This window comes from Bradyrhizobium sp. RDM12 (genome assembly GCF_051917485.1).
Lineage (GTDB): Bacteria > Pseudomonadota > Alphaproteobacteria > Rhizobiales > Xanthobacteraceae > Bradyrhizobium.
Genome location: NZ_CM133064.1, coordinates 2,805,110 through 2,821,913, shown reverse-complemented (window position 1 = coordinate 2,821,913; position 16,804 = coordinate 2,805,110). Strand labels below are relative to the sequence as shown.

Sequence of the window (16,804 nt, the reverse complement as noted above, 5' to 3'; positions counted from 1 at the left end):
AAAGGTGAGCATTATGAAGCGGGCTCGGTTCCGCCGACCAGGACGACGTTGCGTTGCTGGGCGATGAAGCCGCCGCCAGCGAGATCATTGACGAGAGTCTGATTGATCGGCGTCCCGTCGAACTGGAAGTCGGCGATGTCCTTGGCAAGCGGCAGCTTGGCGATGGTGAGCTGGTACTTGATCGAGCGGGCCTGCTTCTCGTTGATCTCGGCGTTGAGCAGGTCGCCGACAATGCGCTGGGGTTCGTGCTGGCGCTTGACCGCAGTTGCCATGATCTCATCGAAGGCGGCCTTCATGCCGTAGAGCTTGAGCTCGCCCATGAGGTCAAAGATTTGGGTTCGTTCCATCAGATGGTCCTCCGGAGGTTGTCGTAGCGGGCACAATCGGCGATCGGTGCATGGCGCAGCGTCAGTGCGGCCGGCGTCATGATGTTGGCCGGTGGGGCGGGTTCACGTTGACGGGCCAGGATATTGAGCACGACATCGGCGGAATGGACGCTGTGACTGAGCGCTTCGGCACAGGCCGCTTCCACCGCGGACAGACCGTCAGTCAGCACCGCGTTGAGGATGTCGACCATCTGCCGATTGCCATCGTCGGTGCTGGCCAGCTTGCGCCGGACCCGCTCGATCGCGGCCGGCAGCACCCAGTCTTTGAAGGGAGCACCGTTGCGCAAGGCGCCGGGTTTGCGAGCGAGCACCGGCACATAATGCCAGGGGTCGTAGACGGTATCGCCGCGGCCAAAGGATCGCGGATGCTCGGCAACGATCCGGCCGTCCTGACGGATCACGATGCGATCGGCATAGGCTTGAACCTCGACCGGTCGTCCGACTGCGCTGGCTGCGACCGAGTACTTGTTGTTGTCGAAGCGCACCAGGCAGGTCTTCGAGACAGATGCTGTCACTGCATGGAAGCCGTCGAAACGGCCGGCATAGGGAACGAGTTTGGGGCGTTCGGCTTCGAACACGTCCCAGATCGTCTGATCGGCCAGCTCCGGATGACGATGAGCCTTGGCGTAGGCGATGCATTTGTCGAGCAGCCAGGCGTTTAACTCGTCGAGGTTTTTGAACCGCAGCCGCGGCGTGAAGAAGCGTTCCCGGACCAGCCCGACCTGGTTCTCGACCTGCCCCTTCTCCCACCCCGACGCTGGCGTACAGGCGACCGGATCGACCAGATAGTGGCTGCACATCTGCAGGAAGCGGCGATTGTAGAGACGGCCTTTACCGACGAAGATCGTCTCTACGGCGGTCTTCATGTTGTCGTAGATGCCGCGGGTGCAGGTGCCTTTGAACAGGGCGAACGCCCGGTCGTGGGCGTCGAACACCATCTCCTGCGTCTCCCGCGGATAGGCCCGCACGAACAGCATGCGGCTGTGACAGAGCCGGACATGAGCAGCCTTCACCATCACCGTGGTGCCGCTCAGCAGGACGACCTCGTGGCTCCAGTCGAACTGGTAGGCTTCACCTGGTGCAAAGCTGAGCGGCACATAGGCCGACGCTGTCGAGCTGCCGCGTTCCTTGCTCCACCGTCGTGCGTATCGACGAACCGCATCATAGCCGCCGGCGTAACCCAGGCCGCGAAGCTCTTCGAATAGCCGGATCAGCGTCAGCCGTTCCCGCGCCGCCTTGCTCTCATTCCCTGCCAGCAACCGGTCAAGCTCGGCACTCCAGGCACCCATCTTCGGGAGCGGCTGCGTCTCGCGCTCATACCGGAACTCCGTCGCTTGAGAACGAATGACCTTGCGAACCACCTTCCGCGATACGCCAAGTTCTCGGCAGATCGCCTTGATCGGACGACCATCAACAAAGTAGGCGCGACGGATCTTACCAATCGTCTCCACCACCAGCATCCCAACCTCGGCTTCCATGACTCGATGGAAGCCACTGTGGACCCTTATCCCGGGGTCCCGATTGGATGCCGATCACCCCGAAAACGGGGTCCTTATTCCATGCCGAAACACAAACACCGTTCGGCTTCATTTGGGCAGAGCGCCCTCTCTTGTTGGAGCTGCCCTCAGAGGCGCATTCTAGTAGGAGGCCGCTGGCTCCTCTAGATCCCCGCAGCGCCACCGGAATGTGGCTATTTCGGTCAAAAAACGATGCTGGGATCCCGTCCGGAAAAGATGGGAAGCTAAGCCGCGTTCGCTGCTCGGTCAGGAGGTTTCTGAAGCGTTCGCGAATGAACTAATCGAGTTTGGCGTGCGGGTCGGACCCGACCAGGTACCCGGGGCGCGCGCAAAGACCTCTGAGACGCCCGTTTTCGCCGACGAGAGAGGCCTTTGGGAGTGGGCCCGTTTCCTCTCCGGTCGACCATCGGATCGGCCCTTCTGCGATTGGCTCTGGCACGGGAGAGCCGAGGTGAGCCGTCGAGTGCCTGCTCTAGCGCCCTTCCCGCTGCGCGATCCCGCGTCCATGAGTGACCCAGTCGCTCGAGTGCAGCACCACCCATGTGCCCCGCAGCGAGGCTGGACAAAACCTCCGCCATCAGGTTGTTCCGGCGGCCGATGCTGACCGGAACGGTTTTGGCGCGCCGGCCGTCGTCCGCAAAAACGGCCCACTGGTCGCCTTTGGAAAAACCCGCTTACCGGCACGGTTGGGGCGTGCGGAGCGCTCCAGGTGGTCACGTGGACGACGACCCGGTCGTCGTGGCCCAGCGAGGCCACACCTCGAACGGCTTGATCATGCTGACCCAACAGATCCGCTCATCGATCGCCGAGGGCGACGATTCCGCCACGCCATTGCCGAGGCCACCCCGTCGCGATGACCGCGCTGGTGGCCTCGCTCGGCTTCGTCCCGATGGCGCTGGCGACCGGAACGGTTCGCAGGCTTTGCGGCCTTCGCCGGCGCGGCCTCCTTGCCTACGGATCGTAGTCTTGGGCCAAGGCGGTGAGCCGCTGGATCACCTCCGGATCCGTGATGGAAGCTGCCAAACGCCTGCACCTCTGGGCTTCGGCGATCAATCGGGTCTTTCGTCTACCAGGGCAATTGCAGCCTGCTCCCAGGCGGGTCGCGGAGTCCTCTGCAACTGCACGTTCGTCAGCCGTCCTTCAGCGCATCCTTGACGAGCTCTCGCCTGCCGGCCTCACCCGTACCTTGCCGCCGCCGCCAAGCAGTTCGTGCGTGGCGACGTCGTCCTCGGATCTGACCACCGCCAATTCGGTCTCGGGCTTCCAGTCGAGCGTCAGGTCGAGATTACCCGGAAAGATCTGCCAGCGCGAGCCGTCCTCAAGCTCTACGATGTGGCTCTCCGAGTGGGAGCGGATCTTCATCCGGCACTCCAATGAAGTCCGGTGCGACGCTCGCTACTTTTGACCCGACGGCGTCTGGGCATTCGAGTCATTCGGGTTCTTCTGCTTGTTGACTTCATGGTGGCCGATCGCGCATCCCGCGGCGGCGCCGAGCTTGCCGTGTCCGGCCATGTGGCCCGCCACGCCGCCGACAATGGCTCCCTTAATGCAGCCCTTTGCTTCCGCCGGCGAAACCGACATCAGAGCCAGCAGGCACGTAACCGCTAGTAGAATTGGCTTCATGATCTCCTCCACTTTCTGCAGTTGTCCGCCAAATCAATTCGCGGGAAAGAGGCCCGTTCCGGGGAACCGTCTCAGGCTCATCGCGACCACCTTACGAGGAGACCGGCGACACGACGGAGCCTCCCGGTTTCCTCGCTGCCGCACTTGCCGGATCTGAAAGCGATCTCACGCTGCGCGAGCGCACCGACCAAGGTAACAGCCGGCTATTTTCCAGAGCGGGGTACTGGCACCTCAGCGAGACAACATGCGCGCCATGACGCGATCTCGATAATACATCAGGTGAATAAGAGCGGCAGCTACGTGTGCACTGACCAAAATCAAGAGAAACCATTCGGCAGCCTGGTGCAGACCATCGATAGCTTTGCCTGCTGCCGGATTGTTAGAGAAGAGCATCGGAAATGGAAACAAGTAAAAGAAAGAGATCGACCAGCCACGGAATGAAGCGAACAGCCAGCCGCTGACAGTCGTCAGCAGCACCATCAAGTACAGCATCCAGTGCACGACCTCGGAAGTCAGCCTCTGCCACATTGGCAACGAGCTCTCGGGCGCGACTGGATGAGTAAGGCGCCACGCGAAGCGAAGCACAATGAGGATCAGCAAGACCAATCCGATCGAAACGTGCAGGGTCATTCCTACACCGGGCTGCATGCCGCGATGGATATCCGGCATCAGCCAACCGATGGGATATTGAATGAGCAGAAGGACGACAATGGTCCAATGTAGGACCTTCGCGGTGATTCCATATTGCAGTTGAGGCAACATCAATGCTTTGCTCGGTTCAAGGTTGGAACGCGTGCTCGACGCGCTATCGACCTGATAGCTCTCGCAGTAGCCGGTTCGACTAACAAATGGAACAACTCGAGTACGCGTTGACCGCTCCGCGAACCACCCGCTCCGCTCGCAACGCCAAAATATTACCACCTGTCTCACCGGCGTCGAGCTTGGGAGCGGTTCTTGTTACGATTGGCTGGACGGGTCCGAGTGAGACCCGAGACCAATCACAAACTGCTCGATCACAGCTCCAACCGTACTTCGCAGATGCCCGGTTCAACCGGATCGGGCTTCACCTTGAACCCTAGTTGCCTACACATATCTAGCATCGTGATGTTCTCCTGCAGGACCTCGCCGGAGATAATCCTAAGACCTTCGGATTTCGCATATTCAATGATGAGCTGCATCAGACTCCATCCCAGTCCCCGACCTTTGAGATCGGAGCGTAGTAGGATCGCGTACTCGCCGCTCTCGTAGATCGAGTCCGAGTGAAGCCGGACTATGCCGACCATTTCGTTAGTCTGCTCGTCAAACGCAATGAACGCCATTGCCCGCGCATAGTCGAGCTGGGTCAGGCGCGCGATGAACTGGTGCGTGAACTCCTTCATGGGAGCGAAGAACCGCAGGCGAAGGTCGTGCGGGGTGACATGCTTCAGAAACTCATGAATGGTCGGCTCGTCCTCTGGTCGTATCGGCCGCACGAACACTCGCCAGCCGGCCCTTAGCCTGGAGATGGCGCTCCCATTGCTTGGGATAAGCGCAAACGGCAAAATTAGCCGGCCCTGTGCCGGCAAATTTCCGACTCGCCTCTCCGATCGCAAGCCGTGCATCGATCGCCGTGACGCCGGACTCGTCGGCCAGCAGAGGGTTGATGTCGAGCTCGCGGATTTCCGGAATGTCGGCAGCCATCTGCGCCAACTTCACCAGCACCATGGCGACTGCATCCTGCTTGACGGCAGGGACGTCCCGATAAGCGCGAAGCACTCGGGAGACGCGGGTTCGATCAATGAGATCTCGAGCAAGCTGCAGGTCGAGCGGCGGGAGCGCGAGCGCCTTGTCATTGATGATCTCGACTGCGGTGCCGCCACGTCCGAAGACCACGACGGTGCCAAAGGTCGGGTCATCGGCAAGGCCCAGGATCAGTTCGCGAGCCTTTGCCTTCACAACCATTGCCTGAACGATGATACCGGAGACACGGGCCTCCGGACGCAGACGCTTGGCGCGCGCGAGAATGTCGGCTGCGGCGGACCGCACGGCTTCAGTCGTGGTCAGATTAAGAACGACGCCGCCGACATCAGATTTGTGGACGATATCGGGGGACAGAATCTTGAGCACGACGGTCACGCCCTGCGCGAACATCTCCTTGGCGTACTCGACGGCCTGCTCGACATTAGCAGCCGCGTAGGTGGGCACCATCGCTATATCGTATGCTTCGAGCAGCCGCTTGATCTCGACCGGGTCGAGCCATAACCGCCCGTCCGCGATCGCGTTTGCGACGATCTTCTTTGCGGCTTCAATGTTGGGAGCAAACCTGTCTGGCATGGCCGGAGGAACCTGCGTGAGCTCCTCCACGACCTCCCTATGCCGCACCAGATGCATGAATCCGCGCACCGCATCATCCTCGGTCGGATAGTTCGGAATGCCGGCACTGCTCAGCGTTGTGATGATCTCCTGATCGGCTCCAACCCACGCGGCGAGCACCGGCTTCGCCCAGCGCCGATGCTGCGCGCGGTATTTCTGGACGAGCTCGGCGATCGTGTTCGCAATCTCGCGGGCAGAAGCGATCGCAGTCTGGACGTTGAGCACGAGAACGGCATCGTTTCCAGGATCGGCCAGCAGCAGATCCAGTGCCGCCGCATAGCGCGACGCGTCGGCATCGCCCACGATATCGATGGGATTTGCGCCCGACCAGGTCGGCGGCAGCACCGCATCGAGCTTTTGTCGCGTCTCAGGCGTCATCGGCGCGGGAATCCCGCCGAGCTCGACGAGCCGGTCGACCGCCAGAACGCCGATGCCCCCGCTGTTGGTCAATATGGCCAACCGCTTTCCGCTCGGAGATTCGACGCGACCGAGCGTCTCCGCGCAATCGAACAACTCGCGCAGATCGGACACACGAACCATGCCAGCGCGGCGGAACGCCGCGTCGTAGACCGCATCCGCCCCGGCAAGCGCCCCAGTGTGTGTTGCCGCAGCCTTCGCACCTTGCGCCATGCGCCCGGATTTCACAAGGACGACGGGCTTAACCCGTGCGGCGGCACGCGCCGCCGACATGAACTTGCGCGCGTCCTTGATGGCCTCGATGTAGAGCAGGATAGCGCGCGTGTTGCTGTCCAGCGCGAAATAGTCGAGGAGGTCAGCCACATCGACATCGAGCTGGTCGCCGATCGAGACGATTCCTGAGAAGCCGACGCCGCGCTGAGCGGCCCAATCCACCATTCCAGCGGCGATCGCCCCCGATTGTGAAATCAGAGCAAGGCTTCCCGCGCCCGGCATGTGGGCGGAGAAGCTGGCGTTGAGGCTGACGCCCGACATCATGATGCCCAGGCAATTGGGACCGATCAGCCGCATGCCCCATCGCCGGGCTGCAGCGATCGCGGCCTGCTCGAGAGATCCAGGACCGTGGCCGAGCCCCGCTGTTACGATCAGGGCACCTGCCGAACCTCTCTGACCCGCCTGATTGATGATGTCGGGAACATCTTGCGCCGGCGCCGTGATCACGACGAGCTCGGGCACGAACGAGAGCTTATCGAGACTCCTTGCGGCCGGGATGCCGCTGATCTCCGCGTAGCGTGGATTGACCAGGCCAAACTCGCCCTTGAATTGCGCCTTGCGGATGTTTTCCAGAATGGCGCGGCCAACGGAAACCTGGCGAAGGCTGGCCCCGACGAGCGCCACCGAACGAGGCGATAGCAAATTGTCCAGACGGTAAGTCGACATCAACTTCCATCCTCGTGTGGGCGTGGGCCGCGGGCTGGATCCTTGGCGCCCCTAATGCGATATCAAAACCCAGCACGGCGGCTTGCCGAGGATGGTCTTCGTGACGCCGCCCCAGATGTTCTCGTTTAGCCGAGAATGGCGGTAGGCCCCCATCACCATGCCATCAATGCCGTTAAGATGCGCCCAGTTCGCGAGCACCATGCCGATAGAGCTACCGTCGATCCGCACGGTTTCAAATTCCGCAAAGACGCCATGTTCCCTGAGGTGATCGAGCACCTGCGTCCCAGACTGCATGATGGCTTCGCTCTTCTCATCCGTGACAGTGACGAGCCGAACCGAATTCGCCTCCTGGAGGATCGGCAACGCATCGCCGACGGCCCTAGCCGCGCGCGCCGAACTGTCCCAGGCAATCATGACGTCGTCGAAGGTCGGCCGTAATTCGCCCGCGCGTTCCTCGGGACAGAGGAGAAGGGGACGACCAGATTCGAACAGCAACGCCTCGACGATCGCTTCCGTTCGGCTGTCGTGTGATTTGACGGGTATCAACGTGAGGTCACTGAATCTTGCGCATTCCGCCAGGACCGTCGCAACCATTTGTGGCGCAACTTTGCGCAAACGGCTCTCGGCCCGGACCCCGACGCGCGAAGCGTCGCTTTCGAAGGCCTTCAGAAGGCTCTTCGCATCTGTCACACTGCGAAAGGCTTCAGTTTCTGCGGCATTGTCCAGATCAGCGGAGATCACCACTTTCGGCCGCGCCACTATGTCTTGTTCAACCGCGACCGCTGTGATCCTCGCGCCTAAATTGGCCGCGACGGCCACGCATTTCTCAATTGCAGCAAGCGCCGAGACGTTGGGTTCACCGACCAGCGGCAAAAAGACGTCCTTGATGGGCATCTGGGTTCTCCTTCCCCGCCAAGATAAGCCTCGTCCAGGCCAACTAATTGATCCTCATCAAGACCGGGGCCGCTTTTCCAGAGTTGTTACTCCGCCCCGGCTGACGCGACCGTCCAATGAACTAGCTCCTTCGCGATGCGCGAAAACGCAGCTTCGAATGCCGCAATTGAGGCGGCAGGTTCGACCTTGTCGAGTTTCTCGCTCGTCTCGATGATGCGTGATGCGATCAACCCACCGTTCTTGTTCACGATCCGCGCCGATAGGACGATCTCCGCTCGCGGCTCGTCATTCGTCGCGATGCGGAAGCGCCTGATATCGATCAGGAGCTGATAGTCCGCCTGGCCGAGATCAGTGCGCAACGGAGCGTGGGCGATGTCGTAGTTCTCGAAACTGTCGATCAGACGCGCCTGCACCAGCTTTGGAATGCTGTCGGACCACAGGAACTCGGCAAAGCCCGGGGTGTCCCGAACCGGCGAGAACAGCATGCGTTGCGTCTGGAGCATCGCGACCGCGGTCGGCTCGGGAATTGCCAAGGAGGCGGAAAGCGTCTTGCCGACCGGCCCGATATCCTGCGGTGCGCGCAGGTCATAGGTTATCTTCGGCGCCGACGCTCCGCCACCCGTCATCTTCTCAATGCCGGCAACGATGCCGTCGAGCTTGCCAGTGTTACGCGCAAGCCCGTCCGAGAACGACTTGAAATTCGCGATCGTATCCTTCAGCGGACCGGCGTTGTCCTCCAGCACGGAATCGACCCGCCGCAGCGCATCGCGTGCCGCCTGGGTCATGCTCTGCCCCGCGCCGGCGTCGGCGATCAAGGTCACAACCTCGCCCGATTTGGCGACGCTCGTGCCGCCTTCGAGCGCCACCACCGGCACGCCGGTCAGCCCCTGGAAATCGAGGCCAACCCTCGTGTCGGCCCGCACGGGGGTCGCAGACGCGACCGAAATCGTCGCGTTGACGAAACGCGGATTGTCCTGCGCGAGACCAAGTTCTGTTACCTCGCCGACGCGGATGCCGTTGAATAGCACGCCGGCACCGACCAGAAGCCCAGGCACCGGTCCCTGGAATTGCACATGATAGGTCGTGCGCGGCCCAATGCCGCCCGTATTGTTCAGCCAATAGACGAAGCCGAAGACCGCAAGGATCGCAGCCAGCACGAAGGCGCCGATCAGCACATAGGGAGCGCGGGTTTCCATGTCTCATCTCATGTGGGGTTGCAGCATCTGGGAGCGCTTGCCGTGGAAATAGGCTCGCACCCAGGGATGCTCGGATTGAAGAAGTTCGCGCATCGGACCGATTGCCACGATCTTGCCGTCGGCCAGCGCCGCGACGCGGTCGCAGACTGTGGTCAAGCTTGCGAGATCATGGGTCACCATGAGCACAGTGAGCCCCAGGGTCTTCTGCAAAGTCTTGATCAGGGCATCGAAGTCACCGGCCGCAATCGGATCGAGACCGGAGGTCGGCTCGTCCAGGAACAGGATTGGCGGATCGAGCGCCAGGGCGCGTGCCAGCGCAACGCGTTTGGTCATGCCGCCCGACAGCTCGGACGGATATTTGTCGGCATCCTCGGCCCGTAGTCCAACCATCTCAAGCTTGGCGATCGCGATTTCGTCCATCAGATCCCGAGACAGGACGAGGTTTTCGCGCAGCGGAAACTGGACATTCTGCCGGACCGTCAGCGAGGAGAACAGCGCGCCCTGCTGGAACAGGATGCCCCATGTGCCGGCCGCTCCACGTGCGCTGCGGTCGTGCGCACTTCCGATCGGCTGTCCCATTACTTCGATGGTGCCCACTCGCCGCGGAACGAGCCCGATGATGGTGCGCATCAGGACCGACTTGCCGCCGCCGGAAGCACCGACCAGGCCCAGGATTTCCCCGCGGCGGACGTCAAGCGACAGATGGTCCAGCACGGTCTGCCGACCGAAGCCGACCACGAGGTCACGGACGCGGATCGCAGACCCCTGCACTGAATCCAACATCGTCACATTCCGATCGAGGCAAAAAAGATCGCGAAGAGGCCGTCGAGCACGATCACCAGAAAGATCGACTTCACCACCGAGGTCGTCGTCTGCCGACCAAGCGATTCGGCGCTGCCTTTGACGCGCAATCCCTCGCTGCAGGCGACGATCCCGATCACCAGTGCCATGAACGGCGCTTTCAGGATGCCGACCTCGAAATGGGTGACGGAAATGGCCTCGTGCAGGCGCGCAATGTAGATTGCCGGGCCCAAGTCGCCATAAAACTGCGCGACCAGGCCGCCGCCATAAAGCGCCGCGATCGAGCCGATGACGGCGAGAATTGGCAGCGCGATGACCAGGGCAGCCACCCGGGGCAGGATCAGAACGTCGACGGGATCGAGCCCCATGGTCGAGAGCGCATCGATCTCCTCGCGCATCTTCATCGAGCCCAGCTCAGCGGTATAGGCGCTGCCCGAGCGCCCGGCGACCATGATGGCGACAATCAGGACGCCGAGTTCGCGCAGGACCAGGATGCCGACCATGTCGACCGTGTAGGACTCGGCACCGAACCTGCGGAAATGAAAAAAGCCCTGCTGCGCGATGATCGCGCCGATCAGGAAGGTGATGAGCATGACGATCGGGATCGCCTGCCAGCCGATGCGGTAGAGCTGGTAGACCAGTGACGTCAGCCGCAAGGACCGCGGCCGGCGCAAGATCCCCGCCAGAGACATGAACAGTGCGCCGAGCATCTGAAGGAAGATCCTGATGTCTTCCCGCGCATCAACCGTCGACTTGCCGAGATCGTGCAGCCCATGCAAAACCGGGTTGGGCGTAGGTGTCGGCAATGGGTTGTGCCGGTTGACCTGACGCACTTCGTCCAACAGGCCGGCGAAATTGTCGGCTATTCCAACCACCTCGACCGATCGGCTGGAGGATGCTGCCCTACGCGATAGTTTCTCCAGAAGCCAGGCGCCGAGCGTATCGAGTTCGCTGACACCGGCCATATCAAGCGTCACTGCCTTCGATCGATCGACAGCCGCTCTTGCCGCGAGAGAGAGCGCTTCGAGCCGCGACACGTTGGCGGCGATCCATGGCCCCTCAGGCCGCAGTTCGAGCCCGTCGCCAGACGGCGTCGCCAGCAACATTGGTTCCGAGTTCACGCTTGTATCCTCATGGGATCACTCTCGATCCGCCTTGATTTTTAGGTCGTCCAAGGACGTCTGGATTGACCTGTCTCAAACACGCGCGCCGGAAGCGTCGTTGACCCAAATCAAAAGCTATCGGCGCGGCTCGGATACGCTGGCTGCATTCAAATGGAGACCACCAATGTTCGATACCGGCAGGCTGAACGATGAGTTGAGAGCGATGAAGGTCGACGTCGCGCGCCTGCTGAGCACGGCTGAGCAGTCGTTTAATACGTCGAAGGACCGCGCGGAGGCTTCAGCCGATCAGATCAAGGCCGCGCTGGCGGAGCTGGGCGGGACCTTAGGTGAGGAGCAGGAGCAGCTCCATGACCTGATTACCGAGCGCCCTGTGGCGTCGGTCGCTTCAGCTTTCGCCCCCGGAGTGGTCGTCGGCTTCATGCTGAGGAGACATTAGGTGAATAGCGAAAACATCATCAATCACCTGCGTGTGCTCTGGCGCACCGACAGGATCATCGCCGACATCAGACTACGGCACCTTTTGATCGGCTTGGGCTTGCGAGCGTTCGCGGCGCTGATCGCAGCTTTCGGTCTGCTGATGCTCGAGCTCGCTGCCTATTTTGCCCTTGTCCACATCTGGAACGCGATCATCGCAGCGGCAATCCTCGGCGTGATCAATTTTTCCATCGCGGCGGTCCTCCTCGCGATCGCGGGGCGTCGGCCGTCAGGACGCGAAGTCGAACTCGCCAACGAGATCCATGGCGCAGCGATCGAAGCCCTCCAAGTTGAGGCGCGCGCCCTCCAGGCTCAAGTCACGGGTGCAGTTCACCACCCATTGAGCGCCCTGTTGCCGGTTCTCACGCCATTAGTTGCGATGACAGTCAAGAGCCTGCGGAAGCCGCCTGTTGCCTCTCCTTAGCAAAAGTCGCAACCTGACGGCGGAGCCGGCAAGACACGGCTGGACGATGCTCTACGAACTATAGCAGATTGCGACATGCACGCGATGGTTCTCTCAGCGCGCGGCGCGCCGTTGACGTTTCAGCAGCGACCGATCCGGTCCCCGGCCCCGGCGAAGTTCGCGTCAAGGTAGGTGCCTGCGGCATATGCAGGACCGACTTGCACGTGGTGGACGGTGAGCTGCCCGGTATCCCCTATCCGATCATCCCGGGCCACGAAGTCGTCGGCCGCATCGATGCGTTGGGTGCAGGCGTCGACGCCCTGAGGCTGGGCATGCGTGTAGGTGTTCCCTGGCTCGGCTACACCTGCGGCGAATGTTCCTATTGCCGCGCGGCCAGGGAAAACCTCTGTGATCGTCCCAAATTCACCGGTTACACGCGCGACGGTGGCTTCGCGAGCCATCTCGTCGCCGATGCCCGATATTGCTTTCCGCTCGGTGAGCATGGCGAGGACTCAGCCCTTTCGCCGTTGCTCTGTGCCGGGCTGATCGGCTGGCGATCGCTGGTGGCGGCTGGCGATGGCAAAACGATCGGCATTTATGGCTTTGGAGCTGCCGGCCATATCGTGGCGCAGGTCGCCCGCACGCAAGGACGAACAGTCTACGCCTTCACCCGCCGCGGCGACACGAAAGCGCAGAAGCTCGCGCATTCACTCGGCGCAGATTGGGCTGGCGCTTCGGAGGATACCCCGCCGACCGAGCTCGATGCCGCCATCATCTACGCACCGATTGGAGTATTGGTGCCACTCGCCCTACGCGCGGTGCGTAAAGGCGGACGCGTGGTATGTGCCGGCATTCACATGTCCGATATCCCAACTTTTCCCTATAATATTCTCTGGGGCGAGCGGCAGATCGTGTCGGTGGCAAACCTGACACGAAAGGACGGTACCGATTTTTTCGCCGCCGCGGCAAACGCTAACATCCGGACCCATACGACCGTTTTTCCGCTTGCCGAGGCCAACGAGGCGGTCACTCTCCTTCGGGACGGCAAGCTCGTGGGCGCAGCCGTCCTTCGGCCATGAGCGACGCGCCCCTCAGGAATGATCCGCAATGGAAACCTGCGGCCCGGTGTGGCATCGTTCCGTCACGCCCTCAGGAGGCGACGATTACCCGAAACCTGGTTTTCTTCATACTCGCAAGCGCTGTGCTGGCTGTCATCCTTACCGGCTTCCGCCATTTGGCTTTCCCGGATATTCTTCCTTATGCCGTTGGAGAGGCCGCGACAGCGTCGTGGCGCAGGTTGCTCGCCTTCCTGATCACAGCAACGGCATTGTTGTCCGCCGAATTTGCCGTGATGCTGACGATCGTTCTCGCCGCTCACCTTTGGAAGCGGTTCCATCACCACGATGAAAAATCCGCTGCTATCGATTGCTGATGCAATAACGGCGGGCGACAGCAGAAGGTTTTGATCCTGTCAAGCAGTCATAACAGTCGCCGCTGGCTAACGGTCATCGGTCGTCGCAAGCGCTTGAAGCGCAGCCCGCTCTGCCAAGATGCGGCTCTCAATGTAATTGCGCTCGACGTCTGAAAGGCGTGCTTTCAGCAAACGATGATAGCGATCAATATTCTTTTCATGAGCCTTGACGAACGCGCTCTGAAGGCCGGTCATCTCAATTCTCCTGGTACTTAATTCCGTCCGCACCATTGCCCAGCCTCACAGGCGCAGATGCTGGCGAGCACTGCGCGCTGCCTGACGGCTGATCAGCCACAATCAAACTGTTCGATTACCATTCGAGATATCTGCTTTGGATCCCGAATCCCCGCTTCGGCGATCTCGATGATCCGCCGAGCGACCATCTCACAAATGGGGTCGTCGCGGTCGACCAGGCAGAGACCATGCAGTGTCTTTCGGTAGGCCGCGTAGAGTTCGCTGATCTCGTCTGCAGGCGCAGCGCAATTGTGCAGCAATCGGCGAATGGTCATTCCAACCTCCCGGCTACAGGGACGCTCATGGTTCTCGCCAACATTGTGGTGGCCCGCCTGGCCCCGAATACCCTTCAGCTATCTGATAGGTCCGACTGCTGCTGCCGACGCTGAGCAATGCGCGCTCTGAGTAGAACCATTGCATCCGCAGATGCTTGCCACACATTAGTGTCAGTCCAGAGCACGATCTCAGGCCGCAGGTCGCTGGCTCCGGTGGATAGCCAAAGCCAGCCTCAGCAGGAGGACAATCGAGACGTTGCCCTTCCCGCTCTCGATCTGAGCGATGTATCGCTCCGAAATGCCGGACCTGCGGGCGAGCTCCCGACGCGACATGCTGCAATGCATGCGCGAGCGCCGCAAACGATCACCGAGTTCGAGCAGGAAATCGGTTTCGGAGCACGGCGGCTCAGCATTCCCACCGGGCAACGCTTCGCCCGCAAACTCGACGACCTCTTCCAGCATTGTTCTATCCTCTCTTCTCTGAACCCAAGATTATTGCTGGTCTTAGGTCTCTCATTGACATCGATCAAATAGCCGGCTCGCTGTCGAGCTCTCGCAGCCAACGATTGCGATGCTCCTTCGGAATGTAACGAGGCTTCGCGGAGAAACATAAAGTTCTGATACGACAGTGGAATTGAGCCAGAGCAAGGTCGTCTGGGCATCGCTGCGTTAGCTAGTCCCGAGATGGAGGACCGCACATGCGACCAGACTTGGTGCAATCCTATGGCAACGACAGACTCCTCGGTATACGAGCTATCCAACCGCCCCGCACTTCTCGCCCGAGATTTGCGAAGTCGATTATCGAAAATGGCTCAAATCTGTGCCGCTCCAGCAGCCGGCTTCGCTTTACCTGCACGTGCCATTTTGTCGCTCGATGTGTTGGTACTGCGGATGCCATACCTCCGTAACGAAGCACGATGAGCCAATCGCCCTCTACGCCTCCGGTCTGCGCCGCGAGGCGCAGCTTACCGCTGAGGCGATCGGAGAGAGGCTGCCCGTCTCTCACATCCACTTTGGCGGCGGCACGCCGACCGTCATGCGACCGGAGACGTTCGCGCAGCTGGTCGGTGTCTTGCGGTCTTCGTTTCTCGTCCTTCCCGATGCCGAAATCGCCATCGAGATAGATCCCCGTACCCTGACGGAGCCGATGACGGAGGCGCTCGGCTCCTGCGGGGTCAACCGCGCGAGCCTTGGTGTTCAGAGCTTCGACCCAGCCGTCCAGCAGGCCATCAACCGGCGTCAGAGTTTCGATCAGACCGCGACCGCTGTCGACCGGCTGCGTCGGGCATAGGCCGGATCAACTTTGACCTCCTCTATGGCCTTCCCCTGCAGACGGTGGAATCCTGCCTGGATACCGTTGGCAAATGTCTCGAGCTGCGCCCCGACCGCTTTTCGGTCTTCGGCTACGCCCATGTGCCATCATTCAAGAAGCATCAGCGGACGATCTCCGATGACACGCTCCCAGACAGCCTTGAGCGGCATCTCCAGTCAGATGCCATTGCTCAAGCCTTGCTTGATGCAGGGTACGTGCGCATTGGCCTCGATCACTTCGCGCTTGCCAACGACAGCCTTGTCGCCGCAGCGCGGGAAGGCAGATTGCGACGGAATTTCCAGGGATACACCGACGACACAGCAGACACGCTCATCGGTCTTGGCGCCAGCGCCATCGGCCGCATGCCTCAGGGCTTCGTCCAGAACGTCGTTCCCATACGCGATTATCTCGCCCGCATTGCCGAGGAGCGCCTCGCCACGACGAAAGGCTACGTGCTAACCGACGAAGATCGGTTCCGCGCCGCTATCATCGAGCGAATTATGTGCGATCTTGCGGTTGATCTCCGCCAAGTATCGCGTCTGCATGGCCGCGACCAGGAGTCCGCCGTAGTTGATCGCGCTCGGATTGATAGTCTCATCGCTCATGGCGCCGTGACAATGACCAAGAACGGCCTATCAGTGAACGCCGGGGCAGAATTCTTAGTGAGGAGCGTGGCTTCGGCGTTCGACGCTCACCTTGCGCATTCCGCAGCCACTCATAGCCGTGCAGTCTAATAGGCCGTGCACTCATAAACACAGCGGCATGATACAGGGAAGGCAATGTCCGCTAGGCCCCGACGGCGGCTAAGTTAGTGCGGCAGCGCGGTGCGCCTTTATCGGGTTCCGTAAAAGCAGGAACCGGCTCGGTCCTGCAAGGTTGCCGACGATACATCATAACCGGTCGGTCGCCACGGGGGTCGACGCCGGCGCAAGGAGTTCGCTCCATGGCTCGACCGGCCTCGATCAGTTCACCGGCCTTTCTCTTCGTGATGACCACCGGGATCGTCAACCTGTTCGGCGACATCACCTACGAAGGCGGCGGGAGCATCAACGGACCATTCATGGCGTCGCTTGGCGCGAGCGCGGTCATCGTCAGCGTCACAGCGGGGCTCGGCGAGTTTCTCGGCTACGCGCTGCGCCTGCCGGCCGGCTACGCAGCCGACCGCACAAGCCGCTACTGGCTGATCACGTTCGTCGGTTACGTCATCAATCTCTTCGCTGTGCCGGCCATGGCGCTCGCCGGAAGCTGGCAGGTCGCCGCCGCGCTCGTCCTGGCGGAGCGGATTGGGCGGGCGCTGCGCAAGCCGACCGTCGAAGCGATGCTCTCCTATACGACGGGCGAGCTCGGCAAGGGTGGGGCTACGCGCTGAACACCGCGTTAGACGAG

14 protein-coding genes and 5 pseudogenes are annotated in these 16,804 nt (G+C 61.3%); 6 read left to right on the top strand and 13 right to left on the bottom strand.

Going from position 1 to position 16,804, the window contains the following annotated elements:
• Nucleotides 1-26 precede the first annotated feature (26 nt).
• The 10 genes and pseudogenes from ACTGJ9_RS13705 to ACTGJ9_RS13660 all read right to left on the bottom strand — a co-directional run.
• Nucleotides 27-347, bottom strand: a pseudogene (locus ACTGJ9_RS13705) (ATP-binding protein); the annotation flags it as partial.
• A pseudogene (istA, locus tag ACTGJ9_RS13700) lies at nucleotides 325-1,846 on the bottom strand (IS21 family transposase). The pseudogenes ACTGJ9_RS13705 and istA, both read right to left, overlap by 23 nt.
• Before the next feature lie 1,197 nt (nucleotides 1,847-3,043).
• A complete protein-coding gene (locus ACTGJ9_RS13695) occupies nucleotides 3,044-3,265 on the bottom strand; it encodes a hypothetical protein (protein ID WP_456677473.1) in 222 nt (73 codons plus the stop codon).
• Nucleotides 3,266-3,298: 33 nt separating this feature from the next.
• A complete protein-coding gene (locus ACTGJ9_RS13690; protein WP_456678519.1) occupies nucleotides 3,299-3,526 on the bottom strand; it encodes a hypothetical protein in 228 nt (75 codons plus the stop codon).
• 231 nt (nucleotides 3,527-3,757) lie between these two features.
• Nucleotides 3,758-4,288, bottom strand: coding sequence for a cytochrome b (locus tag ACTGJ9_RS13685; protein ID WP_456678518.1), 531 nt, complete (start codon nucleotides 4,286-4,288; stop codon nucleotides 3,758-3,760).
• 251 nt (nucleotides 4,289-4,539) lie between these two features.
• Nucleotides 4,540-7,234: pseudogene (locus ACTGJ9_RS13680) on the bottom strand (bifunctional acetate--CoA ligase family protein/GNAT family N-acetyltransferase).
• A gap of 51 nt (nucleotides 7,235-7,285) precedes the next feature.
• The gene (locus tag ACTGJ9_RS13675; protein ID WP_456677472.1) at nucleotides 7,286-8,128 is read right to left on the bottom strand and encodes a universal stress protein; all 843 of its coding nucleotides are present in this window, start codon (nucleotides 8,126-8,128) and stop codon (nucleotides 7,286-7,288) included.
• An 86-nt stretch (nucleotides 8,129-8,214) separates the two neighbouring features.
• Entirely contained in the window at nucleotides 8,215-9,324 is a 1,110-nt protein-coding gene (locus tag ACTGJ9_RS13670; protein ID WP_456677471.1) for an ABC-type transport auxiliary lipoprotein family protein, read from the bottom strand.
• 3 nt (nucleotides 9,325-9,327) lie between these two features.
• Nucleotides 9,328-10,107 (bottom strand): ABC transporter ATP-binding protein, encoded by a 780-nt coding sequence (locus ACTGJ9_RS13665; protein ID WP_456677470.1) that lies wholly within the window; start codon nucleotides 10,105-10,107, stop codon nucleotides 9,328-9,330.
• Nucleotides 10,108-10,109: 2 nt separating this feature from the next.
• Entirely contained in the window at nucleotides 10,110-11,246 is a 1,137-nt protein-coding gene (locus tag ACTGJ9_RS13660) for an MlaE family ABC transporter permease (RefSeq protein ID WP_456677469.1), read from the bottom strand.
• Between the two features lie 166 nt (nucleotides 11,247-11,412).
• Between ACTGJ9_RS13660 and ACTGJ9_RS13655 the strand changes: the two genes are divergently transcribed.
• The 4 genes and pseudogenes from ACTGJ9_RS13655 (at nucleotide 11,413) to ACTGJ9_RS13640 (ending at nucleotide 13,558) form a co-directional block, all read left to right on the top strand.
• On the top strand, nucleotides 11,413-11,685 hold the full coding sequence (locus tag ACTGJ9_RS13655) for a hypothetical protein (protein ID WP_456677468.1): 273 nt from the start codon (nucleotides 11,413-11,415) through the stop codon (nucleotides 11,683-11,685).
• On the top strand, nucleotides 11,686-12,147 hold the full coding sequence (locus ACTGJ9_RS13650; RefSeq protein ID WP_456677467.1) for a phage holin family protein: 462 nt from the start codon (nucleotides 11,686-11,688) through the stop codon (nucleotides 12,145-12,147).
• 75 nt (nucleotides 12,148-12,222) lie between these two features.
• A pseudogene (locus ACTGJ9_RS13645) lies at nucleotides 12,223-13,205 on the top strand (zinc-dependent alcohol dehydrogenase family protein).
• Nucleotides 13,202-13,558: a hypothetical protein gene (locus ACTGJ9_RS13640; RefSeq protein WP_456677466.1), complete on the top strand. Its 357-nt coding sequence runs from the start codon at nucleotides 13,202-13,204 to the stop codon at nucleotides 13,556-13,558. Before ACTGJ9_RS13645 ends, ACTGJ9_RS13640 begins: the two are co-directional and overlap by 4 nt.
• A 66-nt stretch (nucleotides 13,559-13,624) precedes the next feature.
• Here the strand turns inward: ACTGJ9_RS13640 and ACTGJ9_RS13635 are convergent, their stop codons facing one another.
• From ACTGJ9_RS13635 to ACTGJ9_RS13625, 3 genes are all read right to left on the bottom strand, one after another.
• Nucleotides 13,625-13,792 carry a hypothetical protein gene (locus ACTGJ9_RS13635; RefSeq protein ID WP_456677465.1) on the bottom strand — a complete coding sequence of 56 codons (168 nt, stop codon included), beginning with the start codon at nucleotides 13,790-13,792 and terminating at the stop codon, nucleotides 13,625-13,627.
• A 92-nt stretch (nucleotides 13,793-13,884) separates the two neighbouring features.
• Nucleotides 13,885-14,106: a hypothetical protein gene (locus ACTGJ9_RS13630; protein ID WP_456677464.1), complete on the bottom strand. Its 222-nt coding sequence runs from the start codon at nucleotides 14,104-14,106 to the stop codon at nucleotides 13,885-13,887.
• Nucleotides 14,107-14,295: 189 nt separating this feature from the next.
• On the bottom strand, nucleotides 14,296-14,568 hold the full coding sequence (locus ACTGJ9_RS13625; protein ID WP_456677463.1) for a helix-turn-helix domain-containing protein: 273 nt from the start codon (nucleotides 14,566-14,568) through the stop codon (nucleotides 14,296-14,298).
• Nucleotides 14,569-14,804: 236 nt separating this feature from the next.
• On the opposite strand from ACTGJ9_RS13625, the pseudogene hemN reads away from it, so the two are divergent.
• Nucleotides 14,805-16,152: pseudogene (gene hemN / locus ACTGJ9_RS13620) on the top strand (oxygen-independent coproporphyrinogen III oxidase).
• Nucleotides 16,153-16,361: 209 nt separating this feature from the next.
• Entirely contained in the window at nucleotides 16,362-16,787 is a 426-nt protein-coding gene (locus ACTGJ9_RS13615) for a hypothetical protein (protein ID WP_456677462.1), read from the top strand.
• The last annotated feature ends 17 nt before the right edge of the window (nucleotides 16,788-16,804 follow it).

Excerpts from the sequence above, each read along its gene's own strand:
- ACTGJ9_RS13655 (WP_456677468.1), top strand. The coding sequence starts at position 11,413 with ATGTTCGATACCGGCAGGCTGAACGATGAGTTGAGAGCGATGAAGGTC.
- ACTGJ9_RS13630 (WP_456677464.1), bottom strand. The coding sequence starts at position 14,106 with ATGACCATTCGCCGATTGCTGCACAATTGCGCTGCGCCTGCAGACGAG.
- ACTGJ9_RS13670 (WP_456677471.1), bottom strand. The coding sequence starts at position 9,324 with ATGGAAACCCGCGCTCCCTATGTGCTGATCGGCGCCTTCGTGCTGGCT.
- ACTGJ9_RS13665 (WP_456677470.1), bottom strand. The coding sequence starts at position 10,107 with ATGTTGGATTCAGTGCAGGGGTCTGCGATCCGCGTCCGTGACCTCGTG.
- ACTGJ9_RS13625 (WP_456677463.1), bottom strand. The coding sequence starts at position 14,568 with ATGCTGGAAGAGGTCGTCGAGTTTGCGGGCGAAGCGTTGCCCGGTGGG.
- ACTGJ9_RS13690 (WP_456678519.1), bottom strand. The coding sequence starts at position 3,526 with ATGAAGCCAATTCTACTAGCGGTTACGTGCCTGCTGGCTCTGATGTCG.
- ACTGJ9_RS13635 (WP_456677465.1), bottom strand. The coding sequence starts at position 13,792 with ATGACCGGCCTTCAGAGCGCGTTCGTCAAGGCTCATGAAAAGAATATT.
- ACTGJ9_RS13685 (WP_456678518.1), bottom strand. The coding sequence starts at position 4,288 with ATGTTGCCTCAACTGCAATATGGAATCACCGCGAAGGTCCTACATTGG.
- ACTGJ9_RS13675 (WP_456677472.1), bottom strand. The coding sequence starts at position 8,128 with ATGCCCATCAAGGACGTCTTTTTGCCGCTGGTCGGTGAACCCAACGTC.
- ACTGJ9_RS13695 (WP_456677473.1), bottom strand. The coding sequence starts at position 3,265 with ATGAAGATCCGCTCCCACTCGGAGAGCCACATCGTAGAGCTTGAGGAC.
- ACTGJ9_RS13615 (WP_456677462.1), top strand. The coding sequence starts at position 16,362 with ATGGCTCGACCGGCCTCGATCAGTTCACCGGCCTTTCTCTTCGTGATG.
- ACTGJ9_RS13640 (WP_456677466.1), top strand. The coding sequence starts at position 13,202 with ATGAGCGACGCGCCCCTCAGGAATGATCCGCAATGGAAACCTGCGGCC.